This window comes from Salmonella sp. FC25216, assembly GCF_057751355.1.
In genome coordinates, this window is record NZ_JBDGON010000012.1 from 89,384 (window position 1) to 114,559 (window position 25,176).

General features: G+C 52.7%; 31 protein-coding genes and 3 pseudogenes. 5 read left to right on the top strand and 29 right to left on the bottom strand.

Annotated elements, in window-relative coordinates; all coding sequences use genetic code 11:
- Window positions 1-44 precede the first annotated feature (44 nt).
- From AC3G3F_RS20220 to AC3G3F_RS20260, 9 genes are all read right to left on the bottom strand, one after another.
- Window positions 45-236 carry a hypothetical protein gene (locus tag AC3G3F_RS20220; RefSeq protein WP_058112051.1) on the bottom strand — a complete coding sequence of 64 codons (192 nt, stop codon included), beginning with the start codon at window positions 234-236 and terminating at the stop codon, window positions 45-47.
- Window positions 237-249: 13 nt separating this feature from the next.
- Window positions 250-660 (bottom strand): DUF1380 domain-containing protein, encoded by a 411-nt coding sequence (locus AC3G3F_RS20225; RefSeq protein WP_058112050.1) that lies wholly within the window; start codon window positions 658-660, stop codon window positions 250-252.
- Window positions 661-706: 46 nt separating this feature from the next.
- Window positions 707-1,132 carry an antirestriction protein gene (locus AC3G3F_RS20230; RefSeq protein ID WP_001198816.1) on the bottom strand — a complete coding sequence of 142 codons (426 nt, stop codon included), beginning with the start codon at window positions 1,130-1,132 and terminating at the stop codon, window positions 707-709.
- 474 nt (window positions 1,133-1,606) lie between these two features.
- Window positions 1,607-1,924: a hypothetical protein gene (locus AC3G3F_RS20235; RefSeq protein ID WP_023180230.1), complete on the bottom strand. Its 318-nt coding sequence runs from the start codon at window positions 1,922-1,924 to the stop codon at window positions 1,607-1,609.
- A complete protein-coding gene (locus tag AC3G3F_RS20240) occupies window positions 1,921-2,661 on the bottom strand; it encodes a plasmid SOS inhibition protein A (protein ID WP_058112053.1) in 741 nt (246 codons plus the stop codon). The genes AC3G3F_RS20235 and AC3G3F_RS20240 overlap by 4 nt, the downstream gene beginning before the upstream one ends.
- Complete coding sequence (gene psiB, locus AC3G3F_RS20245) at window positions 2,658-3,092, bottom strand: conjugation system SOS inhibitor PsiB (protein WP_077910314.1); 435 nt, start codon at window positions 3,090-3,092, stop codon at window positions 2,658-2,660. The genes AC3G3F_RS20240 and psiB overlap by 4 nt, the downstream gene beginning before the upstream one ends.
- A 40-nt stretch (window positions 3,093-3,132) precedes the next feature.
- Entirely contained in the window at window positions 3,133-5,178 is a 2,046-nt protein-coding gene (locus AC3G3F_RS20250; protein ID WP_058112052.1) for a ParB/RepB/Spo0J family partition protein, read from the bottom strand.
- 76 nt (window positions 5,179-5,254) lie between these two features.
- Window positions 5,255-5,497, bottom strand: coding sequence for a DUF905 domain-containing protein (locus tag AC3G3F_RS20255; protein ID WP_000131765.1), 243 nt, complete (start codon window positions 5,495-5,497; stop codon window positions 5,255-5,257).
- A 54-nt stretch (window positions 5,498-5,551) separates the two neighbouring features.
- Complete coding sequence (locus AC3G3F_RS20260) at window positions 5,552-6,100, bottom strand: single-stranded DNA-binding protein (protein WP_001276133.1); 549 nt, start codon at window positions 6,098-6,100, stop codon at window positions 5,552-5,554.
- Window positions 6,101-6,723: 623 nt separating this feature from the next.
- Between AC3G3F_RS20260 and AC3G3F_RS20265 the strand changes: the two genes are divergently transcribed.
- Window positions 6,724-6,975 (top strand): helix-turn-helix domain-containing protein, encoded by a 252-nt coding sequence (locus AC3G3F_RS20265; protein WP_023180571.1) that lies wholly within the window; start codon window positions 6,724-6,726, stop codon window positions 6,973-6,975.
- Between the two features lie 41 nt (window positions 6,976-7,016).
- Here AC3G3F_RS20265 and AC3G3F_RS20270 read toward each other — a convergent pair.
- The 17 genes and pseudogenes from AC3G3F_RS20270 to parM all read right to left on the bottom strand — a co-directional run.
- Window positions 7,017-7,229: pseudogene (locus tag AC3G3F_RS20270) on the bottom strand (RpnC/YadD family protein); the annotation flags it as partial.
- Between the two features lie 46 nt (window positions 7,230-7,275).
- Window positions 7,276-8,232 carry an Rpn family recombination-promoting nuclease/putative transposase gene (locus tag AC3G3F_RS20275; protein WP_058112054.1) on the bottom strand — a complete coding sequence of 319 codons (957 nt, stop codon included), beginning with the start codon at window positions 8,230-8,232 and terminating at the stop codon, window positions 7,276-7,278.
- Window positions 8,233-8,296: 64 nt separating this feature from the next.
- Window positions 8,297-8,563, bottom strand: coding sequence for a hypothetical protein (locus AC3G3F_RS20280; RefSeq protein WP_023180568.1), 267 nt, complete (start codon window positions 8,561-8,563; stop codon window positions 8,297-8,299).
- Between the two features lie 91 nt (window positions 8,564-8,654).
- Window positions 8,655-9,089 carry a hypothetical protein gene (locus tag AC3G3F_RS20285; RefSeq protein WP_000218869.1) on the bottom strand — a complete coding sequence of 145 codons (435 nt, stop codon included), beginning with the start codon at window positions 9,087-9,089 and terminating at the stop codon, window positions 8,655-8,657.
- Between the two features lie 730 nt (window positions 9,090-9,819).
- A complete protein-coding gene (locus AC3G3F_RS20290) occupies window positions 9,820-10,011 on the bottom strand; it encodes a hypothetical protein (protein WP_058112051.1) in 192 nt (63 codons plus the stop codon).
- 13 nt (window positions 10,012-10,024) lie between these two features.
- Window positions 10,025-10,435 (bottom strand): DUF1380 domain-containing protein, encoded by a 411-nt coding sequence (locus AC3G3F_RS20295; RefSeq protein ID WP_058112050.1) that lies wholly within the window; start codon window positions 10,433-10,435, stop codon window positions 10,025-10,027.
- Window positions 10,436-10,481: 46 nt separating this feature from the next.
- Window positions 10,482-10,907, bottom strand: coding sequence for an antirestriction protein (locus AC3G3F_RS20300; RefSeq protein ID WP_001198816.1), 426 nt, complete (start codon window positions 10,905-10,907; stop codon window positions 10,482-10,484).
- A gap of 420 nt (window positions 10,908-11,327) precedes the next feature.
- The gene (locus tag AC3G3F_RS20305; protein WP_001245637.1) at window positions 11,328-12,101 is read right to left on the bottom strand and encodes a hypothetical protein; all 774 of its coding nucleotides are present in this window, start codon (window positions 12,099-12,101) and stop codon (window positions 11,328-11,330) included.
- Between the two features lie 74 nt (window positions 12,102-12,175).
- Window positions 12,176-12,586 (bottom strand): DUF1380 family protein, encoded by a 411-nt coding sequence (locus AC3G3F_RS20310; RefSeq protein WP_000990113.1) that lies wholly within the window; start codon window positions 12,584-12,586, stop codon window positions 12,176-12,178.
- A 58-nt stretch (window positions 12,587-12,644) separates the two neighbouring features.
- Complete coding sequence (locus tag AC3G3F_RS20315) at window positions 12,645-12,866, bottom strand: hypothetical protein (protein WP_001110185.1); 222 nt, start codon at window positions 12,864-12,866, stop codon at window positions 12,645-12,647.
- Window positions 12,866-13,549 (bottom strand): DNA methylase, encoded by a 684-nt coding sequence (locus tag AC3G3F_RS20320; RefSeq protein WP_000088647.1) that lies wholly within the window; start codon window positions 13,547-13,549, stop codon window positions 12,866-12,868. Before AC3G3F_RS20320 ends, AC3G3F_RS20315 begins: the two co-directional genes overlap by 1 nt.
- A 75-nt stretch (window positions 13,550-13,624) precedes the next feature.
- Window positions 13,625-13,891: pseudogene (locus AC3G3F_RS20325) on the bottom strand (hypothetical protein).
- 38 nt (window positions 13,892-13,929) lie between these two features.
- Window positions 13,930-14,238, bottom strand: coding sequence for a hypothetical protein (locus AC3G3F_RS20330; protein WP_372911877.1), 309 nt, complete (start codon window positions 14,236-14,238; stop codon window positions 13,930-13,932).
- Window positions 14,235-15,167, bottom strand: coding sequence for a DUF1281 domain-containing protein (locus tag AC3G3F_RS20335; RefSeq protein ID WP_001838486.1), 933 nt, complete (start codon window positions 15,165-15,167; stop codon window positions 14,235-14,237). The genes AC3G3F_RS20330 and AC3G3F_RS20335 overlap by 4 nt, the downstream gene beginning before the upstream one ends.
- A 411-nt stretch (window positions 15,168-15,578) precedes the next feature.
- Window positions 15,579-15,920, bottom strand: coding sequence for a hypothetical protein (locus tag AC3G3F_RS20340; protein WP_000131023.1), 342 nt, complete (start codon window positions 15,918-15,920; stop codon window positions 15,579-15,581).
- A gap of 86 nt (window positions 15,921-16,006) precedes the next feature.
- The gene (locus tag AC3G3F_RS20345) at window positions 16,007-16,651 is read right to left on the bottom strand and encodes a plasmid partitioning/stability family protein (RefSeq protein WP_001272524.1); all 645 of its coding nucleotides are present in this window, start codon (window positions 16,649-16,651) and stop codon (window positions 16,007-16,009) included.
- 2 nt (window positions 16,652-16,653) lie between these two features.
- Window positions 16,654-17,622: a plasmid segregation protein ParM domain-containing protein gene (gene parM, locus AC3G3F_RS20350; protein ID WP_024134920.1), complete on the bottom strand. Its 969-nt coding sequence runs from the start codon at window positions 17,620-17,622 to the stop codon at window positions 16,654-16,656.
- Window positions 17,623-17,924: 302 nt separating this feature from the next.
- Here parM and umuD point away from each other — a divergent pair, with 302 nt between their 5' ends.
- Together umuD and AC3G3F_RS20360 are read left to right on the top strand one after the other, a co-directional pair.
- Complete coding sequence (gene umuD / locus AC3G3F_RS20355) at window positions 17,925-18,353, top strand: translesion error-prone DNA polymerase V autoproteolytic subunit (RefSeq protein ID WP_000945337.1); 429 nt, start codon at window positions 17,925-17,927, stop codon at window positions 18,351-18,353.
- Window positions 18,353-19,624, top strand: coding sequence for a Y-family DNA polymerase (locus AC3G3F_RS20360; RefSeq protein ID WP_000271043.1), 1,272 nt, complete (start codon window positions 18,353-18,355; stop codon window positions 19,622-19,624). Before umuD ends, AC3G3F_RS20360 begins: the two co-directional genes overlap by 1 nt.
- Window positions 19,625-19,850: 226 nt before the next feature.
- Here the strand turns inward: AC3G3F_RS20360 and AC3G3F_RS20365 are convergent, their stop codons facing one another.
- Complete coding sequence (locus AC3G3F_RS20365; protein WP_001838487.1) at window positions 19,851-20,189, bottom strand: hypothetical protein; 339 nt, start codon at window positions 20,187-20,189, stop codon at window positions 19,851-19,853.
- Window positions 20,190-20,280: 91 nt separating this feature from the next.
- A complete protein-coding gene (locus AC3G3F_RS20370; protein WP_000511282.1) occupies window positions 20,281-20,922 on the bottom strand; it encodes a ParA family protein in 642 nt (213 codons plus the stop codon).
- 537 nt (window positions 20,923-21,459) lie between these two features.
- Here AC3G3F_RS20370 and AC3G3F_RS20375 point away from each other — a divergent pair.
- The gene (locus AC3G3F_RS20375) at window positions 21,460-22,323 is read left to right on the top strand and encodes a RepB family plasmid replication initiator protein (protein ID WP_000074442.1); all 864 of its coding nucleotides are present in this window, start codon (window positions 21,460-21,462) and stop codon (window positions 22,321-22,323) included.
- A gap of 233 nt (window positions 22,324-22,556) precedes the next feature.
- Here the strand turns inward: AC3G3F_RS20375 and AC3G3F_RS20380 are convergent.
- Window positions 22,557-22,939, bottom strand: a pseudogene (locus AC3G3F_RS20380) (tyrosine-type recombinase/integrase); the annotation flags it as partial.
- Window positions 22,940-23,611: 672 nt separating this feature from the next.
- On the opposite strand from AC3G3F_RS20380, the gene AC3G3F_RS20385 reads away from it, so the two are divergent.
- A complete protein-coding gene (locus AC3G3F_RS20385) occupies window positions 23,612-25,162 on the top strand; it encodes a hypothetical protein (RefSeq protein WP_001068091.1) in 1,551 nt (516 codons plus the stop codon).
- Window positions 25,163-25,176 lie beyond the last annotated feature (14 nt).

The window sequence follows — 25,176 nt, forward strand, 5'->3', positions numbered from 1 at the left end:
TTTTCGCGCGGGCTGACAGGCGGCTTCCCCGCCTGCCATCATGTTTACCTGCTTTTTCCTCCCTGTAAGATGAAGTGACCGCCGATGTAAACGGCACACTGACAGGCCATGTACTCGCAGATTTCATCCATGACCTGCGCGATCGTCAGTTCACTCTGGTCGGCATCACGGCGGCGGGCATTAATCAGCTCTTTGTACTGGCGAAGAATTTCACGGGTTTCTGGTTTAATGTTCACGGGGTTATCCTTCTTATCCGTCGATCGCAGTCTGTAACTGGCGCATGGCGTCTATTTCTTCCGCCAGGAAGGCGTCTGCATCCCCGCCCCCTTCCTCTGCCACGGCATACAGTCGCTGCATTTCAGAACCTGCCAGTAACATTATTTTTTGCAGCGCACTGGCCGGAACGCTGACATCACCTATTGCGCGGCGCTCATCCATCAGTTCTTCAGCGATACAGCGGATCATGCTCACATCAGCCCCCTGCTCATACATTGCATTCAGTCGCTGCATGACACATGTAATATCCTCATCGGACATATTCCATTCAGTGGTCAGCATACGGATATCCTCACGCGTAATACACAGAACCAGCAAAGCCTCTTCAGGCGCCATGTCATATTTCAGGAGATCGGTCATGATTTCTTTAATGGGTGCGTACATTGTTTTATCCCTTTAAAAGGGGCGGTATCGCCGCCCCGTCGTTTATTCAGTCAAGTGCGGCGTAAATGGCGTTACATTCAGGATGGAACTCAATATGGCTCCATAACTGCGCATCCCTTGTCCGGAAAAGGTGCGTCAGCGCAGCATGACCACACGCGTGATGCGCCCATAAACGGCGGTTAATAGCGAGGGATGTGAGGATAATCCCTGCTGCATCCGCGCTGACAGTAGAGTCAAACCAGTTTTCACTGTTAGTCAGATGCACTGGCCCACAGTCCGGCATCATATAGCCGCCACCGTCCGGCAGACGGATGAAGTGCCAGAAGCCGCCTTCGTATCCGGTAATCATTTTTCTGGCCAGCGCGTACACCTGCATTTCTGCAATCATGAAATCATCGCCGAACAGATACGGCAGAAATGACAGACGATCAGATTCTTCAACGTTCAGGGGGGCAGTTGCTGCGTATTGCATGGTATTTCCTCCGTAGTTCACATATCCACGACACCGGGCGGTGCCGTGCATCCATAACAGACGGGCGCCCAGGCGGGGATGCAGGGGCGCAAGGGAAGCCGCAGCCTGACGACACGGCAGACGGGAACTGGAGGGTGAGGACGCGAAACCTGAGCGGACGAACGACCGGAAGAGCGCGGCTGACGGGAAGGAAGGACCGGGTGACCGCAGCGGCGAAGCGCACCCTTGCATCAACGCCAGCCCGGCTACGATGGATGCACGGCACAGCCCGTCACAACGCGGAAGCCGCAGAGTGGAAAACCATAAGGACATGGCCTTCAGGCCATGTCCGGGTGATGCGGAGCCGACGGCGACATCCTTATTCAGGCGGGAACAGGACGAGTAACGGCATGACCACCAAACCACCCCGGGAACGAAACGATCATACCGATACCCCGTCCTGTCAGTCGTATTTTAAGCTAAACTTCACCGGCACTATGATTTTCCACGGAAATATTCAGGCCGTGCCTCAAGCTCCCTTGTGATCAGTTCATCCGCAAACAGTGGAGCAATCCGGTTAATACGCCGTTCGAGATTCCGGCGACGGGTGGCGGCTTTACGCTCATTACTCCAGCGACGAACCTGCCTCTCCCCCAGAAAATCGACACACACGGCATACCCGGCCCCCGCCACCCAGCGTGACATAACGGATTCGGGAGCCTGTTGCCCTGCTTCCACCACTTCAGACACAAGTTCCTGTTCGCCGGGACAAGGAGAGGGCAGTTTCCAGCGAAGCGAATAACGCCACTTCATATCTGGCTCCTTACTGACACTGTCAGTTTGTCAGGCACAAGCCAGCGTTCAAGGGCTTTCTGCTCCGTCGTCAGTGATGCGGCTGCATCGCGGATGTCAGCTTCCAGAACCCAGACAGGACAATCTGAATACTGCCATCGTTCCAGATGAGACAACGAGGGGCATCGCTCCAGCCATATCCAGAGCATCCGCTCCAGATCATATTGCTTAATGTCAGACTGCGACCATCTTAAATACCAGGCCCGCAACGACTCCGGTGTCTGAAAAGCGAGGTCAATTTCAGCCTGCCCGACCAGACAGGCATATTTGTTCTCCCTCTCCTGTCTTTTGCGCTGTTCACGGCGGGAATACTGATGGAACTCTCTTGTACGGCGTTTTTCCTGACGGTCACTTCGTCGGAACAAGTTTTCAGGGAACACATACCGGGCAAGATCTGACGGCAGCGGGGTCGGACAATACCGTCCCCGGCTTGATATGAAATCATCAAGCGCCCGCTCATAAGACGACAGCGGTATTTTATCCTCCTTATCCCAGATAATGCCTCTTATCTGGTTAAGTGATTTGCCGGAAATTTTTCCTTTCCCGCACAAAAACCGGAGAAACGCCTGCGCATAAGGACTGGAATAACATTTCCATGTCGGATCTTTCGCCCTTTTCTCCTCGACATAAATAATCGCCTTAGCAGCAGCTTCCTGTTCCGGCAGTTGTGGTACCAGGGCGTGCGAACGGGGGATCATACTGCGCCCTCCATCGCCAGAACGCTGATGATGCTTGCCTGACTGTAACCATCGGCATCGAGGTGAGCCACCAGGCTGAGTGTATGCGTGATAACCTCCGGCGACCAGGCTGGCAGCGTGCGGATAACAGAGAACGGGCGACCGCTGACCGGAATAAAGACCACCATCCAGGACGGGCTGATATCGCCGGGGCTGCATACCGCCAGGCTGAAATTGCCGTGGGCTGGCGTGAAACGGATCTGCACCGGGAAGAAACCACCAAACTCGCTGCGGTACTCGCCGTTCATGTCCCAGCCTGCGGGACATGTCAGGTCACGCATCACGGCGTGGGTCAGTTCGCGGCGCAGGTCTTCGCCGCCGTCGCGCCAGTCTTCAAACTCCTGGGGGATCATGGTATTCAGTACAGCGGGGGTAATAATGTTACGCATCATTTTCTCCTTACTGCCGCCCCCGAAGGGGCGGCCTCCGTTATCAGGCTGCATCAGGCAGGGTATGGTGGCTGTCTGCATCAGAAGCCGCATCGGGTGTATCAGCGCTGCCGTTTTCGGTATCAGATACGTCGTTTTCTGCATCAGACGGGGATTTTTCTGCGTCAGGGGCGCGCATCCAGACAGGCACCCAGCGGTTGTCCCGCATTTTGTCCTCTGCCAGTTCAGCCGCATCGCCTTTCTTCATCTTCTCCGCATCCCGCGCCGCGCCTGTCAGTCCGGCCTCGTTCAGTGCGGCGATGATTTGTGGCTTTCTGAGACCAGTGAAGAAATCGGCCTTCGTCGGTTGCCACCAGTCGCGCAGATGGAAAGCGAGAGCGGTTTCCAGCTTATCGAGCGGGCTGCGGGTGGTGCCTCCGGTGCCACGCGTCTGCATGCCATCGAGACTGCATGCCGTGCAGAAACTGAGCAGGGCCAGAAGATCGGCAGTGCTGAAGGTAAAGAACGTGGTGAAATCCTGTTTCCACCCTTCCGGCAGCAGCGTTTCAAGGCGTTTCCCCTCCTGCATCAGGGTCAGAAATGCCATGCCCTCTTTACCGGACGGGGCGGTATTCGTCAGGGAGTAATGCTTACAGTCCAGGGAGATTTGCGCGGGTCGGTTATACGCGCCGCTGCCGAACACATTCAGGCACAGCGTCCATGCCAGCAGGGCGACGGATTTTTCCGGCTGCTGCATCAGTGCCGCCTGGACTGCCAGCGTCCGCTCCGCACACATTCGGGTCAGCAGGGGAACACTGATATCGTCCACAGGCTCTGGCTGGCGCTCATATGTTTTAACCTGGGCAGGTTCGTCTTCCGTTTCAGACGGTTCGCGCAGGATCACTCCGCGCTGGACATAAACGTCACCCTGACGCCATGACACCACAACGCCGGACTGTGCGCGCATTTCCGGCGTCCATGCCCGGAGTTGTGCCGCGCATTCGATGGCCTCCATCTCTGACTCCATCGCGTCGGTTTCATCGCTGGCGGTCTGGTTCTCGTCATACTGCTCCTGCAAGTCATCCATGCGCTGCTGCTCCTGCTCTGTGTAAACCGCGTCAGGCTCATCCTGAATACGGTACACCTCGCTGTCCTCGCCGTGAGAACTGATCGCGTCCAGACGTCCGGTGGCCCATGCCCAGCCCTCGGCCTCTTTCAGGCACTCCGACACCCACTGAAGTTTTTCCAGCAGGGCCGTATCCAGCGCCAGTTTGTCCACAAAACCGCCCTGCTCGTCGCTGAACAGGTCTGCACGGATTTCATCGCCGGAGAAGGCTTTTTCACCGACAAACGCATATTTGCTGTTGTTGAGGGTGGGCACCTGACTTTCGGTGATCAGGTTACGGATCACGCGCACTTCCGGTTTATTGTTCCAGCCCTCCCGACACGCCGCCTCGTACACCTGCACCTGACGGTCAGGATTATCTTCCAGCGCCAGCGCCTGACAGTGCTCGGTGGTGATCCTGTCCTCTGCCAGTGCCTGAAGAATAACCGGAGCCAGTCCTGCGAGTCTGAGCATGCGCTGGACGTGTTTCACGCCGTAGCCCAGCAGGTCCCCGATTTGCGCGGGCGTTTTCCCTTCTTCAGCCAGGGCGCGGAATCCGGCAATCTGCTCGGCAGGGTGCATGGCGCGGTGTCTGCCGTTTTCGGTAAGGGAGACAGCCCGTGCCAGTTCACGCGGTACCGCTTTATAAGAAATCCATTCGTGATCCGGGTTTACCTTCCCTTCTTCAACCAGCAGACCGATCGCTTTTGTCCGTCCCCCGCCGCAAACCACTTCCAGCCGACCATCGTCACATTCCACCACCACGATGTTATGGATCTGCCCGACTGCGTGGATACTGTCGGCATATTCCCTGATTTCTTCCGGGGTGTGCGGCACAATGCGGCAGTTCAGTTCCCCGATAAACAGGCGGGACCAGGCGGTGTAACGGATGGGGGCGCTGTCCAGTGCGGTAACCAGAACGTCTGACTGGGTATTCGCTTTATGCGCTGCCGCTTTGGGGCTGGCTTTTTTTGCCTTTTTTGCTTTAGACTCGGTGGCTGACATAGTTAATACCTCGCTGATATTGATGATTGTCCGGCCCTGCGGAGTGGCTTCTCCGGCAGGGCATCTTTCCTGCTGCTTACTGCGTTTTACGGATGCCGTAGCTCTGGATATTTCGGTTCATCCAGTACTCGCCGCCCGGTTCAAAATTCCAGACCCGCCAGACCATTTCGCCATCCTTGCGAATGACCAGGCGAAAGTGCGTCCCCTGATCGTCCTCGATGGCCACATTCTGATACTGAGCCGCCACCGCTTCGGCCTGTTCGCGGGTGAAAGTCCCGTCAGGCAGGGATTTCAGTGGGGGCATGGTGTTGTCTGTCATACTGTTCTCCTGGGTAAGCCCCGTCAGACGGGGCAACAGTGAAAATTTGCTGCGTCAAAAGGGAATGTCATCGTCGAAGTCATACGCCGGTTCGGGCTGCGCTGGCGGCTGCTGCGGTGCTGCGGCGTTTTTTCCTTTGGCTGCTTTCCCTGCCCCTTTTGCCGCTTTGCCCTCTCCCTTTGCCGCCGGAGGTGGGGTCTGAGGTTGCGGCTGACCGCTGAACTGCTGACTGCCCTGCTGAGGATAACTTTCACGGCGGGCACCCAGCATCTGCATGGTGCCCGTGGTGTTAACAATAACTTCTGTGATATAGCGGGTGACGCCGTTGTTATCGTCCCAGCTACGGGTTCGCAGTTGTCCCTCGATATACACCTGAGACCCCTTGCGCAGGTACTCGCCAGCCACTTCCGCGAGTTTTCCGTACAGCACCACCCGATGCCATTCCGTCTGCTCTTTCATCTCGCCCGTCTGTTTATCACGCCAGTTATCTGACGTTGCGAGTTGCAGATTTGCCACTGCGCCACCGTTAGGCATGTAACGAACTTCCGGGGCCTGCCCCAGATTCCCGACCAGAATGACCTTGTTAACACCACGTGCTGACATAAAAACCTCCTCACATACAGGGATGAAATACACCGGATACGGGACATAAATATTCCCTTTCAGAGGAGCGAAAGCTCCTCCTGCCGTCCACTTCTTCAGGAGTTACTCCCCGAAGTGGACCTTTCCGGTGGGGCGCCAGTCACCACGTCACGGGGCGGCTGTCCGGGGGCGGACGCAAAAGTTTTTGACGCCTGCGGCAAAAAGTTTTGTGGCCGGTACATCTCCCCCTGGACGGCTGAAACGGGATGTGGTTATTTCAGCCCCCGGAAAGTCCGGCTGCGGGGAACAGGCCGCAGAAGTGGCAGCGGGAGGATAAACAGCAGCGCCATCCGGCGCTGTGACCTTACACCCCGTAAGGGGTGCGGGGAGCGCCGTTTCCGGCGCGACAGGGGCGGATGAACAGCACTACGGTGCCAGATAGTTTTCCTGAACCGGAAACACCTGATTGTGTTCGAACGGATGTCTGACGACACCAGATAAACCCGGGGTTAAGGGGACAAAAGAAAATAAACCACTGATAAAAAGTGAAATTTTTACACTTTTTAAAAGCAATAAATACGCTTTATTGCAGGAATAATATGATAGAATAAAGTGTAATTATTTCACTTTTTCAAAGGTATTTTATGACAGGTTGGGAGCTGCGCCTCTGGAGAAAGGGGATGTGCTGGTCACGCGAAAAAGCCGCGCGGGAGTTCGGCGTAACTTTGCGGACATGGCACGCATGGGAAAATGCGGAACAGGTGGATGTCACAGTCTGGCGAACCACCCAGGCACTTTCTGTCCTCGACCTGTTACCGCTCATGCATCGGATGCGTAAAACTGACATCATCACTCGTCTGGAAAATGAACTGGGGAAAACAGCAGTGGGAGTATGAGCCCTAAGAAAACAAAGCCCGGCAAAAGTGGGCGGTGCACTTCAGTCAGCAAATAATTTTTTCAGTTCAGCACCGGAAAGCCCTGTTGCCTGTTCAATCTGCTCTGGTGTCATTCCCATATTCCGGAGCTGTCGTGCAATAGTCTGTGCTTTTTCAGCAGCGCCCTCCTGACGCCCTTCCTGGAGACCTTCCTTGCGTCCTTCCTCGCGACCTTTCTGCTCAAGACGTTCAGCAATAGTCATCAATTCCCCCTGCATGATTTTACAAAAATCCCGGCTTTTGCCGGGATTTTCAGTTCAGTTAGTGAATAACCTTTTTCAGTTCAGCGTCGGAAAGCCCGGTCGCCTGTTTAATCTGCTCCGGCGTCATTCCCATATTCCGGAGCTGTCGTGCAATAGCCTGTGCTTTTTCAGCAGCGCCCTCCTGACGCCCCTCCTGACGCCCTTCCTGGAGACCTTCCTGGAGACCTTCCTTGCGTCCTTCCTCGCGACCTTTCTGCTCAAGACGTTCAGCAATAGTCATAAGTTTATCCTCATGTTGCGGCAGACGCGCAGCCAGCGCCCGCATAAATTCCGGGGAAGGTGAATCTCCCGCATTCACCATGTAATGAATCAGTACACGTACCTGCTCATCAGATACCATCTCCACCATTAACAGAGGGAGCTTATCCAGTAGCTCCATCAGGTCACGCTGGCGGATATGCTTCATCAGCAGTGTCAGCGCGGCCATGCGGCGATGGCACATGATGTCATCGTCATCAATGACGGTGACATCAACCAGCGGAAACGGGTTTGTATATATTTTACCCGCAACTTCCGGATTACTGAAGCAATCCAGCCAGTTTGTTGAATATGGGTAGGGGCTGCGCTCTCCGTGATAGAACTGCAGCGGTATGACCAGCGGCAGCCTGCCATGCCCGGCTTCCAGGTGCCGTTGCATCGCTGCAATGGCATAACGCATCTGGCGAAACGCCATCATTTTGTCATCGCTGGACTGATGTTCGATTAAAACATGGATGTATCCGTCATCACCGTCAGTGGTTTTCATGCTCCACAGGATATCGCTGGCATACTGGCGCAGATCTTCCTCAACGAACGTACCGGATTCCAGCTTCAGCGTGTCCAGGTTACAGACAGCCCGTAGTTCAGCCGGAAGGTGCAGTTCCAGAAAATCTCTGGCGACATCGGGATTCGCCAGGAACGACCGGAACGCAGCATCATGCGGCGTGGGCGTTGTGGTGTTTTTCTTTTTACTCACTGTGCCTCCTGGTGAGATATCAGTGCCAATCTTGCCGCCTGCTTTCGCGGACGGCAAGGGTTAATCAGTTCCAGGCACGTTTCATTTCAAGTGCGCGGAGTAAATGCCCCCACTCGCCTGAACGCATGGCGGGAACATGTACCCGCTGCTGCTTGCTGCAGCGTCTGACAATATGACAACCCAGCGCCAGGATTTTGGGGTCAATTTCATCCGGTGTCATCTGCCGCCGTGTGACGCGGGTCTGACGACGTACTTTTTTATCCTTCTGCAGACACTCTTCGCTCTGCTGCTTTACATAATCAGCCATTGCCATGATAATTGAAGGCCTCATAGCATAATCTCCATAGATAGTTATTGAGATGCCGGACTTCCATGCAGGGAAGTTCCGGCGGAGAGAGGCAGGGTTTATCCCCTGCCTTTTTTCATTCCTGACAGCGACGCAGTGCAAGCGCGAGCGGTTTCATCTTCCAGCCTTCCGGCGAGCGGTACATCACCTTCCAGTAGCCATCGATGAACAAATAATGAAAACGCACCTCTGGCGTACTTTCTGTGGCTATAGCCTCCGTCAGGGAACGGTATTCACGTGCCTCACTGTCCATCAGCAGATTGCTGTCACGTCCGTAATATGACGTCACCCCTTTCGCCGGATGCTGTAGAGTATGCCCGGCAGGCTTGTCACAGCGGGGACCGAGACAACGGATATCACCATGTGTAATCAGGGCTTCCGCCTGCTGACCGGTGGCATAGTGGGTATGCAGGATTCTGCCGTTCCAGGACGGCTCACCGTGCAGATGGCAGTAAACGGAACGGAACATACCATCGCGACAATAAACGGAAATCGTGCTGCTGACTGTCATGAATACGTCTCCCTCTGATGAATCATGTCGCCGGGCCGACCGGTTATTCCCCGGAGGGGCGAAAGCCCCTTCTGCCGTCCACTTCTTCGGGGTTTCACCCCGCAGTGGACCTTTCCGATGGGGCGCCCGTCACCACGTCACGGGGCGGCTGTCCGGGGGCGGACGCAAAAGTTTTTGACGCCCGCGGCAAAAAGTTTTGTGGCCGGTACACCTCCCCCTGGACGGCTGAAACGGGATGTGGTTACTTCAGCCCCCGGAAAGTCCGCAGCGGGAAACAGGCCGCAGAGGTGGCGGCAGGAGGGAAAAAGCCTTACGCCCCGCAAGGGGTGCGGGGAGCGCCGTCACCGGCGCGACAATGGCGGCGCGACCGCTCCGGTCGCTGCAAGCCGGGGTTTCAGACATCAGACCGTAGCGAAGCCCGAAACCGCGCCAGCGGGTTCGGCGGAGCCTGGCAGGTGCGCCAGCAGCTGCCCGGCGGAGTCGGGCTTGACGACCGGATGCCGTCAGGCAGCCGGGAGCCGAAGGGGCGACCAAAGAAAGAAACAAGAGACGTGATGACAGTATCACTGCATAATCCGGCCAGGACATATGATACAACCTCTCATCATCCCGTAACCGGAAAGGCGGGGTTGCAGCGCCGCAGGCGCTGCTTCCCGCTTTTCCGGCAGGCGACAGCCTGCCAGTTTTTTTCGCGCGGGCTGACAGGCGGCTTCCCCGCCTGCCATCATGTTTACCTGCTTTTTCCTCCCTGTAAGATGAAGTGACCGCCGATGTAAACGGCACACTGACAGGCCATGTACTCGCAGATTTCATCCATGACCTGCGCGATCGTCAGTTCACTCTGGTCGGCATCACGGCGGCGGGCATTAATCAGCTCTTTGTACTGGCGAAGAATTTCACGGGTTTCTGGTTTAATGTTCACGGGGTTATCCTTCTTATCCGTCGATCGCAGTCTGTAACTGGCGCATGGCGTCTATTTCTTCCGCCAGGAAGGCGTCTGCATCCCCGCCCCCTTCCTCTGCCACGGCATACAGTCGCTGCATTTCAGAACCTGCCAGTAACATTATTTTTTGCAGCGCACTGGCCGGAACGCTGACATCACCTATTGCGCGGCGCTCATCCATCAGTTCTTCAGCGATACAGCGGATCATGCTCACATCAGCCCCCTGCTCATACATTGCATTCAGTCGCTGCATGACACATGTAATATCCTCATCGGACATATTCCATTCAGTGGTCAGCATACGGATATCCTCACGCGTAATACACAGAACCAGCAAAGCCTCTTCAGGCGCCATGTCATATTTCAGGAGATCGGTCATGATTTCTTTAATGGGTGCGTACATTGTTTTATCCCTTTAAAAGGGGCGGTATCGCCGCCCCGTCGTTTATTCAGTCAAGTGCGGCGTAAATGGCGTTACATTCAGGATGGAACTCAATATGGCTCCATAACTGCGCATCCCTTGTCCGGAAAAGGTGCGTCAGCGCAGCATGACCACACGCGTGATGCGCCCATAAACGGCGGTTAATAGCGAGGGATGTGAGGATAATCCCTGCTGCATCCGCGCTGACAGTAGAGTCAAACCAGTTTTCACTGTTAGTCAGATGCACTGGCCCACAGTCCGGCATCATATAGCCGCCACCGTCCGGCAGACGGATGAAGTGCCAGAAGCCGCCTTCGTATCCGGTAATCATTTTTCTGGCCAGCGCGTACACCTGCATTTCTGCAATCATGAAATCATCGCCGAACAGATACGGCAGAAATGACAGACGATCAGATTCTTCAACGTTCAGGGGGGCAGTTGCTGCGTATTGCATGGTATTTCCTCCGTAGTTCACATATCCACGACACCGGGCGGTGCCGTGCATCCATAACAGACGGGCGCCCAGGCGGGGATGCAGGGGCGCAAGGGAAGCCGCAGCCTGACGACACGGCAGACGGGAACTGGAGGGTGAGGACGCGAAACCTGAGCGGACGAACGACCGGAAGAGCGCGGCTGACGGGAAGGAAGGACCGGGTGACCGCAGCGGCGAAGCGCACCCTTGCATCAACGCCAGCCCGGCTACGATGGATGCACGGCACAGCCCGTCACAACGCGGAAGCCGCAGAGTGGAAAACCATAAGGACATGGCCTTCAGGCCATGTCCGGGTGATGCGGAGCCGACGGCGACATCCTTTTTGCTTTTGTAACCTCCGGTACTGGCTAAAAAAGGAAGGGCTTCCCCTTCCCTCACCTGTCAACATTCACTGTCAGAATGGCTGATAAGTCTGGCCTCGTTCACCACTTCCCGGAGGACACGGCGGTCAAGCCAGCGTCGGGAGGGGGCGCCGGGAAACCGCAGACAGTCCGTTATCACGCCGCAACTTTCAATACCTTCCTCCTGCTCATTAACCAGCGTCAGCAGAACCGGGCAGAAACGTGCGTTACGGACCAGTACCGCATCCAGCACCTTATCCAGTTCGTCCCCGTCGTCTGCATCAAGCCAGTTCTCATGGTCGTATTCATCAGCCAGAAGCCGCCAGCTCCCGATTTGTTTTTCCATCAAACGGGGCTCGCCAGACGGCGCCAGCGCCGCCGCAATACGTCGCGCATCCTGGCGGACGATTTCGCATACCCGGTCAGTGGAATCTTTCAGGAGCGCCAGCAGGTCTGCACATTCGTCCATAGTCAGCCACTCCTGAGCATACGGAAGGCGGATTTCGGTACATTCACGTACCGTGGCAGGGTGCGGATATACCTGTACCGGGTAAAGATGTAACCGGACTGGCGTCCCCGCCAGCCGTTGCGCACTGGCCGTCAGTAGTTGCGCCCGTCCATAATTAAGGGACCGGCAAAGATGCGTCACCAGCGTCAGGATTTCATCTGCACTGAGCACACCGCAGACGGCCAGCCAGCCGGGAACCACACCGGGGGCTACCTGTGTCACTCCGACGGTTTCGGGCCAGCCGGACCGGTGTAACAGACTGTCTCCGTGGTGCACTATCAGTGCACTGAGCGTGTTATTTCTCATGATATGGTTCCTTTTTCGTATTCAGATGTGCGTACTGTGGAACACCCGCCCCTCACCCGGCGCGGGGTCGTGCGTTATGCTGCCAGCGCCTGTTGCCTGAGCCGGGCAATATCGGCCTGAGCATCGGCAACGCTGGGGTACTGTCGGCATACAAGAGGCCAGGCCTGAGCATCCTCCGTATCCAGCGCCCGTCCTGCGATGTCCGTTATCCTTGCCAGCAGGTCGGCGGGAACACTGACGCTCGGCATTTCCCGTAATCCGGCGTACAGCTCCTGTACTGTACGGTATGAAATGCCCGCTTCGGCATGGTCGCCGAAACCGGTTTTGCCAATCTCACGTAAAATCGCATCGGCCTCCACTTCGGTCATCCCCTGAGCCAGTGACATAACGTCCTGCTTCGTCCAGACCAGCAGGGCAAAACGCTCGTCGTTGCCAAAAACGCGTTTCAGTTTTTTGTTAAGTTCCTTACGAGTGCCATACATCATGATTTTTCTCCGTTGGTTCTGTGGGGCGGCACCGCCGCCCGTGGTCAAACGTCAGTTGTCAGTCTTTAAAACACTCATCGAGCATCAGGCTTTCGTTGAACGCTTCATCCAGCAGGATGTTGATGCGCCGCAGACTCTGCCCGGCCAGTCGTTCAGTAAGCCCGTGACGCTGCCAGTGATAACGATCTTCCAGTACTTTCAGGGTGGTGCGCAGGTCGCACATGCTGTTGGTCAGCAACGCCACCTCCGCCCGCAACTTCTCGTTTCCGACGTAATTCATCAGGCAGCCTCCGGGATAAACCAGTCATCGTTGGCTACCGGGCGCTGCATGGCCTGCTGAACGGCGGCCAGGCGTTGCTGACCTGCCCTGTGGTACTGCTCCATCAGCTCGATACCGATATATCGGCGCCCCGCCTGTAACGCGGCAACGCAGGTGGAGGCGGAGCCGGCAAACGGGTCCAGCACAATCGCGCCGGGATGTGTGAAAGACTCAATCAGCGGTTGCAGGCTGGTTACAGGCTTTTCAGTCGGATGATGGCGGTTGCCGGAATATTTCCAGCCGAGCACGTCCGGCAGCGGATTCTGCGGCAGATCCGGACGGCCTTTCGCCAGGATATAGGCACATTCGTGGCGGTAGCCGACATACGTGGATTTTGACGAGTAGTTTTTGGTGAATACCAGGTGTCCGACCACGCTGAAACCGGCACTTTTCCAGGCCGCCATGAAACGGTCAACGCGGTTCCAGCCATAGAAACTGATAAGCAGCGAGTCTTTTTTGAGTACGCGGTACATCTGGTTACAGGCGGGTTGCAGCCATTCGTCGGTTTTGTCACCGGCAATACTGCGGCCGGAACGGTCACGGAATCCGACAAGGTAGGGTGGATCAGTAAGGATGAAATCGACGGCGTGGTCCGGAAAGGTGGACATAATATCGACGCAGTTCCCCTGGATTAAACGGGACATAGAGATTCCTCGCGGTTACAGGAGGCATCGGGAGGGCGTCCCTGTGACGCCCGTTCCCCGCTGCCTGTGGGCTGTTCACCGCGTCCGGTAACGGGTCAATGCCGACCGTGGAATATCGCAGCCGTTGTCTTTTTGACGGCGAGAATATGCCGCGAAAGCGGCTTGAAGGGCGTGCCTTAAAAGGCGAGTGCCGGGCGCATAATGGCGACAGCGCCAGGCAGGAGCAGAAAAATCGCCCGTCCCGTGCCCGGCCGGACGCGGGATACTGACCACAGGCAGCGTTGCTCCCGCGCCGCGCAGCCGGCGCCGAAAAAAGAGGAGCAGAGCGACATCATTATTCATTCAGGAAGTACCGGGCAGACATTCTGCCCGGCAGGTTGTCAGCGGGTGATATCCCGCCAGTCATTCCCCCACTCGTCGCGCAGTACCGGCGCATCCGTTGAGCCGGTCACTGTCCACGCATCGAGGAACTCCTCATCCGCATCATGGCTGTACTGCGCCAGCTCAATCGCCGCATCGATATCGTCCTCCGTGAGCGAACTGTCCAGTGCCAGAAAGTCACTGGACAGCCAGAACGTGCCACAACAAAGCGCATAATCAGGATACCGGGAAAGACGTTCCTGAAAAGCCTTAACAGTCATGCGTTTCATCGTGATATCCGGGCGGCCAGGCCGCCCGCCTCCGGTCAGCCGCCAAAGTGCGCCACATTGTTGATAATCCACTCAGGGCCGGTTATATCCTGGAAGCTGTCCTCATCATCCGGGTCAGCATTACCCCACTCCAGCTCGTCCGTGATGTACACCTCCGTTTCGCCCTTGACGTACCTGGCATAACCGCAGTAATTACATCCCTGCTCCACAAACCAGTGCTCTACCTCACAGCCATAACGCTTGCTGAGTTCAGCCACAACTTCTTCGCTGACCGGGCTCCAGGGGGTATCAAAATCAATCACGATAAAGTCACTGCCCTGAGAACAAATATTCAGCTCATACCCCACCGGCCACTTTGTTCCGTATTGCGACAGGTACCAGTTATACGCTGAAGGAATGCCATCCAGCAGTTTTCCGTTGAAGCCGTTAATTTCCACATCAAGTCGGGACGGCAGAACCAGAAGCAGGTCAAACGGATTCGTTCGCGCGGGTAACGGGTTATCACACAGTTGCGTCCACCATACAGCCACGTCTTTCCTGTCCCATATTCCGCACCAGTCATGGCATTTGTATGCATAAAGACGCGAAATCTCATTTCTGGTACTGTCGGACAACGTTTCCCACCGACGACCGCCGATACCGCTTTGCAGCCAGATTTCATGAAGTACCTGACTGTTTTTCTCATCCAGAAGCACCCCATCCTGCAACTGGGTCAGCCAGCGAGTAAACGCCAGGTTTTCCGGCGATAACACACCAATTCCTGCTGCAGTCAGTGCAGGATAAGGTATGAACTGAATTTCCTCTGTCACTTGCAGAAGCCCGACACATCCGGCCACGAATAACTGAATCCCCTCTTCAGTCGCCCGACGATAAAACGGTGTCACAGCACCCTCAGCCAGTGCCTTAATCGCTGCTGTTTGCTCAGGTACAGCAGAAAAACGCATCCGGTTACAACACCAGTTTGGCATAGTCACTTTCCTCTCAGATGCGGCCTCCATCAGGCCGTGCCGCATCTGTAACCGGGCATTCGGGCATCACGATGCAGGTGCGGTTCCGGAAGCCGCAGCACGTTTCGACGTTCAGGAAGAATGACGAAACGTGACCGGGTGAGGAAACCGGCGTCAGCTTCACACTTGCATCGGATGCAGCCCGGTTAACGTGCCGGCACGGCCTGGGTACTCAGGCATTCAGCCCACAATTCCGGGGGAGCAATCACCTGTCACGACGTATAAGAGGATGGTATCGGGAGAGAGCGGGACGAGAGTGCAGCAGGAAAAGCGGCGGTCAGCATCAGAAAATCACTGCGATCAGGCGGGGATGAAACCGGAATTTTCGGGATAAGGGGAAAGTGCAGTGTTCATACTGAAGACCGGTCCCCGTCAGAAATCGTTAAAGTTTTTATTCAGTAACCCAATTTTTTTCATGTATTTAAATACTGACGCAGGCCTGCGCTGGTAATCCTCAGCAAACTGATCCACGTCGAGCATGCCAGCCTCTGCCAGCGCGATGAGATGCTGCTTTTCCTCTTCCTCCCACCGGGCTCCGTGGCGTGGATACGCATCTTTATAGCCTGTCCCCGGAGAAGAACGCCGGGTTAACACTTCCCGGATTTCAGTCAGCGTCTTATTTTCGAAATCCTCAACAATATTCAGTGTCTGCAGCTCCCGAGCCAGCTTGAGGAATTGTCGGATTTGCTTACCATACTCCCTGAGATCGGTCATCAGAATGCCTCCGTTAATCCCTGCATATCGGGAAGTTCACTATTTTTCCACATCACCGTCCTGGTGATTTTCACAGGCATACGCCATTAAAATAATTTTTTCATATTCGCCCGCGCGACGCTGATTTCAGGAGAGGACTCCGGCCCGGTACTTTTTACCTCTCCGGGCAGGGGCATACTCAGCCCCCTCTCCTTAAATAATCCCGTAGCCAGGTGCTGCAGGGCATCCAGGGTGGCAGGAGGCTCCGGCATGCTGGCGAGCAACCGGGGAAATCGTTGATCGAGCTCATGAAGTACACAACCTGCGATCATCAGACTGCGCAGAAGTGTCATACGTTGCCGGTCAGAAGCATCATCCAGCAGAGGGAGTACCAGGCTGGCGCACACATCATCCTCCAGTTGCAGTATCAACCGACGGCGCTGAGACGTGCCGGTATATCTGCCCGGAATCCATGGATACACCTTTCCCTCTCCTGAAACATCAGTCTCTCCGGTTCCCCGCAGTAATGCCAGTATACCGGCAAACTGCGATGGCGTAATTGTGCCTGCAAACATAGCGCCCAACATTGGCGGCAGACGGACATCAATCCGGTAAAGAACCGATCCAGCCACGGACGCGACGCGAATAAACTCTCCGCGTAATGGGCGGGACACTGACTCAATAGTGGCCAGGGCACGCATATCCGTATGATCATCATGATTCAGGTAGAGAAAGAAATTTCCGGCAGACACAATCAGTCCTCGTGTTTGAAGAGCGCTATCTCCCGCGCCAGTGCCAGCTGAGGATCTTTGATAACCTCGATCCGGTCGGCGGCAAGCGGCCAGGCGCGACGAACGCTTTCTTCGATGAGCGGAGCACCACCACCTGTAAGCAGAACACGGTTCACGTTACGGAAGCGTGTAAGTTCACTCACCACTCTGGCTCCCAGCGCTCCGATAGCCTCTTCTATTTTGTCAGTGACATATCCAATTCTGGTCGAATCATTAATGATGCTGTGAAGAAATGCACGATCTTTTCGTTCCCGAATGACCCTGTCAGCAATCAGCGGACTGGTTTCACTTTCCGCAGCACGCAGGGCTCCCTGCGCAGCCTGAGTGACAACAGATACCCCAATGGTCGGGTTCCCATGGATGGCGCTGATATCTTCAAATTGTCCCACGATCACCCCCGCATCCAGCGTTGTTCCTCCGAGGTCAATGATCAACGTTGACTCTCCTGGGCCGGGCTTAATTTCAGCCAGGCGGGAGAACGCCGCCGGCAATGACTCAGGCATAACACTGACGTCTTTGATTGTAAACGTTACTCCCTTGTTGAGAGAAATATCGCGCATCAGGTTAGCTTTTTTGCGGCTGATATTTTCCTCATTTTTCTGGCAGTCCTGGTCGTAATACTCACTCAGTGGCAGCGTTACTGTCAGCGATACATCCTGCGGGCTCAGGCCACAGTTCAGTAACGCGTGATGTACCGCCAGTAAATTGAGATCGCCGTACTGGTATTCCACGTTTGTGGTTGATACCGCTTCCCGGCTGACCGCATCCCAGGTGTATTTCAGGCCGGAGACCATGTAATTGAATACCGGACCGCCGAAATCCACTTTCCAGCCGTGGCGAAACGAGTTAGGTGAAACGGACGTCTTCAGAATATCGTTTTCAAACCAGGCAAGCTTAACGTTAGTGGAACCATCGTCACAGAAAATGTTAATCATTTTGATTTCCTTAAAATCACCACGTTGGTCATATAATAAAGTAGTGAACCACAAAAGGCAACATAAAAACATCATTTTGGGTATTTATAAGAAGCCAAAAAAGATATTTAGATGATTATTTACTTTTAAAATCATCAAAATGACACTTTTCGTAGTTCAATTAACTGTGTGCTACAGCCAGTGTGAATTTTTCCTGAGTCAAGACAGAAGGTTATATGCAATCTGAAAGATTCATGTTGAAACCCGGGGAAAATACTCAATAATACTGTATATAAAAACAGTAAAAATAAGGAGTGCATATGCTTCGTCTTTATTCGGCGGCATCAACCGCTGAGCCTTTTTCCGCCCCACTGTTTCTGGAGCGGTGCCAGGCAGGTTTTCCTTCGCCGGCAGCGGACTACACAGAATCTGAACTGGATCTGAACGAGTATTGTATTCAGCGTCGCAGTTCAACTTACTTTGTCAGAGCCATCGGCAACTCTATGCGGGATATGGGTCTGCACAGCGGCGATCTGCTGATTGTGGACAAGGCAGAACGTCCTCAGCACGGCGACATCGTGATCGCGGAAATTGACGGAGAGTTCACGGTCAAAAAGCTGCTGTTGACGCCACGACCGGGGTTACAGGCGATGAACCCGGACTACCCTACCCTTTGGCCAGATCCCGATAACCTGCAGATATTTGGGGTCGTTACGGCATTCGTACATAAGACACGGGGACGGGACTGATGTACGCCCTGGCTGACGTCAACAGCTTCTACGCGAGCTGCGAGAAAGTATTTCGTCCCGATTTGCGAAACAAACCGGTTGTCGTTCTGTCCAATAATGATGGTTGTGTAATCGCCCGCAGCCCCGAAGCAAAACGGCTGGGCATAAAAATGGGGGTACCGTGGTTCCAGCTGAAGATGACACAATTCCCGGAGCCGGTCATCGCGTTCTCAAGCAATTACGAGCTCTATGCGTCTATGTCGAACAGGGTAATGTCTCATCTCGAGGAACTGGCGCCGCGCGTGGAGCAGTATTCTATTGATGAAATGTTTCTTGACGTGAGTGGTATTGACAGTTGCATTGACTTTGAAGACTTTGGCCGACAGTTGCGTGAACACGTCCGGAACGGGACCGGCCTGACTATCGGCGTGGGCATGGGGCCAACCAAAACGCTGGCAAAAAGCGCGCAGTGGGCATCGAAGGAATGGCCACAATTTGGTGGCGTACTGGCATTAACAACGGGTAACCCCCGACGCACGACAAAACTGCTCTCGCTCCAGCCGGTCGAGGAAATCTGGGGAGTTGGTCGCAGGATATCCAGGAAACTGAGCACAATGGGTATAACCACTGCACTGCAGCTGGCCCGCGCGAATCCGGCCTTCATCCGGAAAAATTTTAATGTTGTGCTGGAGAGAACGGTCCGCGAACTCAATGGTGTAAGCTGTATATCACTGGAAGAAGCCCCCTCACCAAAACAGCAGATAATCTGCAGCCGGAGTTTTGGTGAACGTGTCACAACTTACGAAGCGCTACGTCAGGCCATCTGCCAGCATGCAGAGCGAGCGGCCGAGAAACTACGTGGTGAACGCCAGTTCTGCCGGCATATTGCTGTCTTCGTTAAAACATCACCTTTTGCCGTCAACGAGGCGTATTACGCCAATGTGGCCAGCGAAAAACTACTCCTGCCTACCCGAGACACCCGGGACATTATCAGCGCCGCAGTAAAGGCCCTGGACAGTATCTGGCTCGATGGTCATCGATATGCAAAGGCTGGCGTAATGTTGAATGATTTCACGCCCAGCGGCGTGTCTCAGTTGAATCTGTTTGATGAAGAACAGCCCCGTGCCCAAAGCGACGAACTGATGAAGGTTCTGGATAGGATCAATCATTCCGGGAAGGGAAAAATCTGGTTTGCAGGGCGGGGAATAGCCCCTGAATGGCAGATGAAGCGAGATATGCTCTCGCCTGCGTACACTACAAGATGGAGTGATATCCCTGTTGCACTATTGTGAGATAGTATCCCAAAGGAACCCATCAGCAATCCTTTGGATATCTGTAAAGCATCCCTTAAACATCCATCAGATATCTAACAGATATATAATAGATATTTTTTTACACTTGCACTAACTTTTGCTGATTATCCGGATATACCCAGGATATCCTGAGGGGATACAATGACCCTCCCTTTGATATCCTGAGCATACACTGCATATATCCAAAAGATACCCAAAAGATATCTCAACTCCCAATAGCACCATCTCTCTCAAGCTTTTCTCGGATAGCTTCAATAATATATGAGCTAAAATCGAGAGACGTCTTACAGGTGGCTTTTAGCTCGTCATGAGCCTCAAAATATGTAACAGGAATGGCCTTGAGATTTTTAGCCTTAGTTCTCACCGGTTCAGGACGTTCTGTAACCTGGATCGGCTTTTCAGAACCCTTAGCTTCGTTGCTAATTTCGTCACCACCGTGAGCTGCATCATTTTTCGCAGCCATTTGTGTGGACGTTTGCAGCCGAGCTGAGCCCACTAAATTTTTGAGTTTCTCAGTCTGTTCGTTAATCTTATTTTTGCTCATGATATACATCTCAGATGTTCTGAAGGCACACCAAGAATGCCCTTTAAATATTCAAGTGATATCCGAAGGATATCTTAAGAGTATCCTAATGTTAACGTTTATTCGCCATCAATTGCTTAATCTCATTAACTAAAGCTATGACTTCTTTGCCACCCTGTGTGGTGCGTCCATGCAAGGTTTCAGTTATCCCCATTCCACTTTCAATAACGTCTTCAAACTCAGCACGAGCAGATATCCGGCTGTCCATTAATTTCAGGTGCTTGAAGGTAGGGAGTAATGCCTCAAGTTTCGGGAAGTTTTTCTTGTTTGGGTTAACTTTGCACAGGTAAAGATGTGCTGTGATATTTGTTTCCATGATTGAACTGATTTCAGCGAGAACAGCATCAAAGTGCATAAGCCCAATCCGTTCTGTTAGAGAGTCCTTAGATGGAACGATGACACAATCAGCGAACGCTACTGCGGTACGAGTTAGATCAGAGTCGAACCCCCCACAATCTATAAACAGGTCTTTATCGCTATTTTTATAAGGCGTCATTATTTCAATCAGCTCTTCGACAGTATTCGGTACCCTTACAGAAACCTGTTTACTATCTGGACGTAACCCCAGGATGATTGAAAGCCCAGTGTGTGTGTCAAGATCCACAGCATCTGTTTTCATTTCACCAACCAGGTTAACTGAAGATGTAGTTTTACCTACACCGCCTTTCGGGTGAGCATTAGCAATTATACCCATAATATATCCCTTCTATCCTCATTTGATACCCATCAAGCACCCCTTAGACATACATGGGGTATCCAATGGATGTTTAGTAGATACCTTTTTAAACTAAAAACTTACACATAGTCAATAAATTTAGGTACTCTAAAAACATCCCATGTATATCTTATAGATATCCCCTGGGGATACAAAATGGTAAGTATCAAAAAATTGCACTCTGTTGGAACAATGAATTTAAACCCTGTTATGCCGTCATCTTTCTGTTCAACTTATCCACATATACACTGATATATCAATTACTTAGATCAGTAATAAGATCAACAAAGGAAAAGAAAAGATCACAACGTCTGTATCTGTCTGAAAACAAAGCAATAAAATGCCTTTCTGGCGGTCACTTTCATAAGAAAAGCGGTTATATTCATAATTAAAGCGTTTACTTTCATAATAAAGGCGGTTATTTTCATAATCCTTGGGCGGTCACTTTCATAAAAAGAGTGCTTTCAAACCAACTCATGTGGATAACCCTAAAAATTGAATAAAATCAATGAGGCTATGAGTCCGTTTGCCATTATCAAAAAGGACTCAGGCACAGCTTACGAACTGGTTCCCAACAGTAGTAAAACGGTACAACCAGTAGCTCTACTCAGGCTGAGCGTCTTTACGCCAGTATCACCGCGTGAGAAAGGTAAACGCGATTTTCAGATAGATGCGTCAGAAGAGCTTTCAAGCCTGGAAGTAGCTCGTCAGGAAGGTTATACAAACATCAAAATTCAAGGTGCTAAGCTGGGGATGTCCACTGATTTCAAAACGTGGATCGGCATAATATCTGCTTTCTCAAAATACGGGTATGAGAGCGAGAAAATCACGCTTCCTTTTTCAGAGTTCGCGAGAATGTGTGGATTAAAGCCTACTGATATCAACGGGCGGGCCCGCACACGTCTGAGCGATTCTCTGTTTAATCTTTCAAGCGTTACTCTTTCTTTTCGGAGCAAGGACGGCAAGCGAAGCCTCATTACCCACTTGGTCCAGCGTGCGGTTCTGGATATGGAAGCGGACGTTGTAGAGATTGTTGGTGATAAGAGCCTATGGGAATTGTATCGATATGACCATAAGGTTCTGCTCGGGTTGAAGGCATTATCTGAACTCTCACGAAAAGAAGCTGCACAATCGCTCTATGTTTACTTTGAAAGCATGCCAGCTGGAACTCTTTACGTTTCAATGAAGCGTCTGCGAGAGCGTCTGGCTATGGAGTCACAAATCAAGGATCAGAACGCGATAATAAGACGTGCTATGGGTGATCTGCGTAGAATTGGGTATCTCGATTACAATGAAACAAAAAAAGGTAGGGAAATCATGTTCATCATTCATAACCGCTCGCCTAAATTAGGGCTTGCAGCCCCACGGAACCCAGATTAGCGGTTACTTTCATAATTGGTTCGGTGGTAGTAGGGTGCTTTCATAATGCTTGGGCCAAAAGCGGTCGCTTTCATAATGACGGAGTCGACCAAAAGGATTTTATGGGGAAATTTGCCGTAAAAACAGTCAATTTTTGAGCTGCGTTTATGAAAGTAACCTCCTTTTTACAGATTCATTATGAAAGTACGCAACCTATTATGAAAGTAACCGCCTAACACGTTAATCCTGGCGGGCTAACAAATTCCTTTGAGCATGGGCACAGCATCAGTACCCGGCATCTGAAACAGCACCCGGTGCCGTGCGGGACATAGAGCGCAAACACCTTCGTATAGACCTCTGTCGAGCTGACAGACTTGTGCCCCATCAGCGCCTGCAGCACCTTCAGCGGGATGCCGGCGTACAGCATGTGCATCGCGTAACTGTGGCGGAACGTATGGGGTGTCACCGGCACTGAGAACGTCACGCCGTCAGCCGCTGCGGCCTCAACCGCCTCCCCAATCCAGGTACGGACCGTCCGGTCGGTTATCTCCCAGAAGCGTGCCTTTTCCGTTCTGCCGGTACGTCTGTTACGACGCTCCAGCGGGATTTTCAGCGTGGCCACCATCATCCGCAGCTCGCGATGAACCGCAATTGTGCAGTACAGAATTACTTCTCAAACTTGAAGACGCACATTCGGGGAAATTCACTGAAGGCCATCGCTGAACACTGCAATGCATGTTGCAGGAAGGGCGGGCCAGGGTGGTCAGATAACTGGTCTACGGAACGCGTGCTGAGAGTAACATTTTAGCTGAAGCAAGAAAGTAACATTAACAGGTGAGGCAATACGTCGGCAAAACAGGTTAACGCCTAATAGACTCCGTAGTCTTTTCCAGGCGGACCCATTTAAGGCCTAACATTGAGCGCGCATCAGTGACATATCGACATCAAACAAGATTAGCACTTGACTTTGTGTGACTACTATGTGATTTTTAAATATAAATAATAATCATTATCATTAATGTAAGGCAAGTGAAAATGGAGTTTGTTACAAACTTGGTGACGACGGATGACAGGGGCAGAAAAACATTACTGGCTTTGATCTTGGCTGCCACATTGTTCGAGTACTCTTTGTCGATGTTCTAATTTTTTGTAACCCAGCGAAAAAACTTATGCGGGCTTATTCCGCATCTATATATTCCCCCTTTTTATTGAGACCGGGGTACGTCACTGATTTTTGTATTCAAAAAAGGATGAAACTTATTCAGGAGTCAACGAATCTTTGGGCTATTGCAATGGAGAATAGTGTCATATGAACCCAATATGTTCGCTTGCTGAACTCAATGAAAACCTGGTGCCCTTTACTGCCCGACAGGTAACCTCAAAGTTGATCTGGCGTGCTGAGGATAGCCTGAATATCGAAGTATTACAAAAAGCCTGCAGCTATATAATAGATTCGGCCAGTTCATCTTCACACAAAATATTCCATGCAGAGCGTTATGGTGGAAGTGGTATTCAGCGTAACGGCGGGGGCGCTCGTTGTGGTTTTGATGGTAGTTATCAGATTAAAGGTATGGGAACCAATCCCTTAGTCGGTAAAGGGACTGATGGGCGTCACTCTAATGGTGCCCTCGGTGCCATCCATGCAATCTATGAGGCTTTATGGGGAGAGGTGCTGGCACAAATATTACCCTATGGTGCTGTGCGTGCCAGGGCAGTTTTACTTACGGATATATATACCGACAAGGCATTTGACCGCCCTCACGGGAAATCCCGACGAGCCCTGTTGGTACGCGAACCAGTGATTCGCCCGGCGCATTTTGAACGAGCCCCCTATTTCAGACCTCAGCCGGAATATGTCACTCAGTTAGTACATGATGCCCGGCGGGTTCGGTCTGTGATCCACATGTTGCCCGGAAATTTACCTGTACCGCCAGAGGGAGTCAGCGAAGAGGCTCAACGTGATCACCGGGTTTATTGTATTGAGGGGTTATGTGAACTGGCCCGCCGTGAAGCATGGCAGATGGCGTTTTGTCGTACACGCTTCCTGAGGTTGACAACTTCTCCTTCCAATATTGCGATAGATGGCAGGTTAATGGATTTTAACGGACTCAGTTGTCTGTTCCCTGGAGATTATCCCGATGATTTTGGATATCGGCTCAGGCTTGCCGAACTGCAGAAAGAACCGGTGGTACTGATTCAGGGACTGTCAGATCTCTGTCTTTATCTCGGGAAATACCTGTTTGATCCCGATTTCACAATGGTGGCACGCCAGAAGGTTGAGGAGACCTTTCAGAAAACTTTCCATGAAGCATGTTATTACTGTTATCTGGAACAACTGGGTATCCCCACAGAGTTTATGCCAAAGGAGGGTATCCCGGATACGTTGAAAAAACAGGTCAACAGTTTCGTTGTATTAGTCAATAAACGCAGCGATCGGTTGTACTGTCCAGATGTCGGATGCAAAGAGGATTCACCATTGCAAAGACTCGTGGTGGAACTGATTCGGCAGAGCCATGGCCCAATCAGACCTGTGGATAATGACGCTCAGCATGATGTTCATTTCACAGAAGCGCAACAGTGTTTTACCTGCGCGATACAATGGCTGATACAGGTCGGTATCAGATACCCGACTAATGTTTCATCTCTTCTTAAGGAAATGGAAAACCATGCCAGGAAGCGACTGCAACCCAGAAAAGACCTGGGGAAAGTCACTATGTCCGAGAAAATTGCTTCCCTTCTGGATAAACACGGTGATGATCACCATTTTTTGCAGGAGGCATTTTCTGATATGGGTGTCCAAATGCTGGAGTTTTGCAGAGAAGCAATCGGCCATTTTAGTCCTGTCAGAATTGCGGTGTAATATACGAGGGTAAT

What these genes read in the sequence shown, in the direction of transcription:
- AC3G3F_RS20225 (WP_058112050.1), bottom strand. Translation starts at nt 660, where the DNA reads ATGTACGCACCCATTAAAGAAATCATGACCGATCTCCTGAAATATGAC.
- AC3G3F_RS20230 (WP_001198816.1), bottom strand. Translation starts at nt 1,132, where the DNA reads ATGCAATACGCAGCAACTGCCCCCCTGAACGTTGAAGAATCTGATCGT.
- AC3G3F_RS20235 (WP_023180230.1), bottom strand. Translation starts at nt 1,924, where the DNA reads ATGAAGTGGCGTTATTCGCTTCGCTGGAAACTGCCCTCTCCTTGTCCC.
- AC3G3F_RS20240 (WP_058112053.1), bottom strand. Translation starts at nt 2,661, where the DNA reads ATGATCCCCCGTTCGCACGCCCTGGTACCACAACTGCCGGAACAGGAA.
- psiB (WP_077910314.1), bottom strand. Translation starts at nt 3,092, where the DNA reads ATGATGCGTAACATTATTACCCCCGCTGTACTGAATACCATGATCCCC.
- AC3G3F_RS20250 (WP_058112052.1), bottom strand. Translation starts at nt 5,178, where the DNA reads ATGTCAGCCACCGAGTCTAAAGCAAAAAAGGCAAAAAAAGCCAGCCCC.
- AC3G3F_RS20255 (WP_000131765.1), bottom strand. Translation starts at nt 5,497, where the DNA reads ATGACAGACAACACCATGCCCCCACTGAAATCCCTGCCTGACGGGACT.
- AC3G3F_RS20260 (WP_001276133.1), bottom strand. Translation starts at nt 6,100, where the DNA reads ATGTCAGCACGTGGTGTTAACAAGGTCATTCTGGTCGGGAATCTGGGG.
- AC3G3F_RS20265 (WP_023180571.1), top strand. Translation starts at nt 6,724, where the DNA reads ATGACAGGTTGGGAGCTGCGCCTCTGGAGAAAGGGGATGTGCTGGTCA.
- AC3G3F_RS20280 (WP_023180568.1), bottom strand. Translation starts at nt 8,563, where the DNA reads ATGAGGCCTTCAATTATCATGGCAATGGCTGATTATGTAAAGCAGCAG.
- AC3G3F_RS20285 (WP_000218869.1), bottom strand. Translation starts at nt 9,089, where the DNA reads ATGACAGTCAGCAGCACGATTTCCGTTTATTGTCGCGATGGTATGTTC.
- AC3G3F_RS20295 (WP_058112050.1), bottom strand. Translation starts at nt 10,435, where the DNA reads ATGTACGCACCCATTAAAGAAATCATGACCGATCTCCTGAAATATGAC.
- AC3G3F_RS20300 (WP_001198816.1), bottom strand. Translation starts at nt 10,907, where the DNA reads ATGCAATACGCAGCAACTGCCCCCCTGAACGTTGAAGAATCTGATCGT.
- AC3G3F_RS20305 (WP_001245637.1), bottom strand. Translation starts at nt 12,101, where the DNA reads ATGAGAAATAACACGCTCAGTGCACTGATAGTGCACCACGGAGACAGT.
- AC3G3F_RS20310 (WP_000990113.1), bottom strand. Translation starts at nt 12,586, where the DNA reads ATGATGTATGGCACTCGTAAGGAACTTAACAAAAAACTGAAACGCGTT.
- AC3G3F_RS20315 (WP_001110185.1), bottom strand. Translation starts at nt 12,866, where the DNA reads ATGAATTACGTCGGAAACGAGAAGTTGCGGGCGGAGGTGGCGTTGCTG.
- AC3G3F_RS20320 (WP_000088647.1), bottom strand. Translation starts at nt 13,549, where the DNA reads ATGTCCCGTTTAATCCAGGGGAACTGCGTCGATATTATGTCCACCTTT.
- AC3G3F_RS20335 (WP_001838486.1), bottom strand. Translation starts at nt 15,167, where the DNA reads ATGCCAAACTGGTGTTGTAACCGGATGCGTTTTTCTGCTGTACCTGAG.
- AC3G3F_RS20340 (WP_000131023.1), bottom strand. Translation starts at nt 15,920, where the DNA reads ATGACCGATCTCAGGGAGTATGGTAAGCAAATCCGACAATTCCTCAAG.
- umuD (WP_000945337.1), top strand. Translation starts at nt 17,925, where the DNA reads ATGCTTCGTCTTTATTCGGCGGCATCAACCGCTGAGCCTTTTTCCGCC.
- AC3G3F_RS20360 (WP_000271043.1), top strand. Translation starts at nt 18,353, where the DNA reads ATGTACGCCCTGGCTGACGTCAACAGCTTCTACGCGAGCTGCGAGAAA.
- AC3G3F_RS20365 (WP_001838487.1), bottom strand. Translation starts at nt 20,189, where the DNA reads ATGAGCAAAAATAAGATTAACGAACAGACTGAGAAACTCAAAAATTTA.
- AC3G3F_RS20370 (WP_000511282.1), bottom strand. Translation starts at nt 20,922, where the DNA reads ATGGGTATAATTGCTAATGCTCACCCGAAAGGCGGTGTAGGTAAAACT.
- AC3G3F_RS20375 (WP_000074442.1), top strand. Translation starts at nt 21,460, where the DNA reads ATGAGTCCGTTTGCCATTATCAAAAAGGACTCAGGCACAGCTTACGAA.
- AC3G3F_RS20385 (WP_001068091.1), top strand. Translation starts at nt 23,612, where the DNA reads ATGAACCCAATATGTTCGCTTGCTGAACTCAATGAAAACCTGGTGCCC.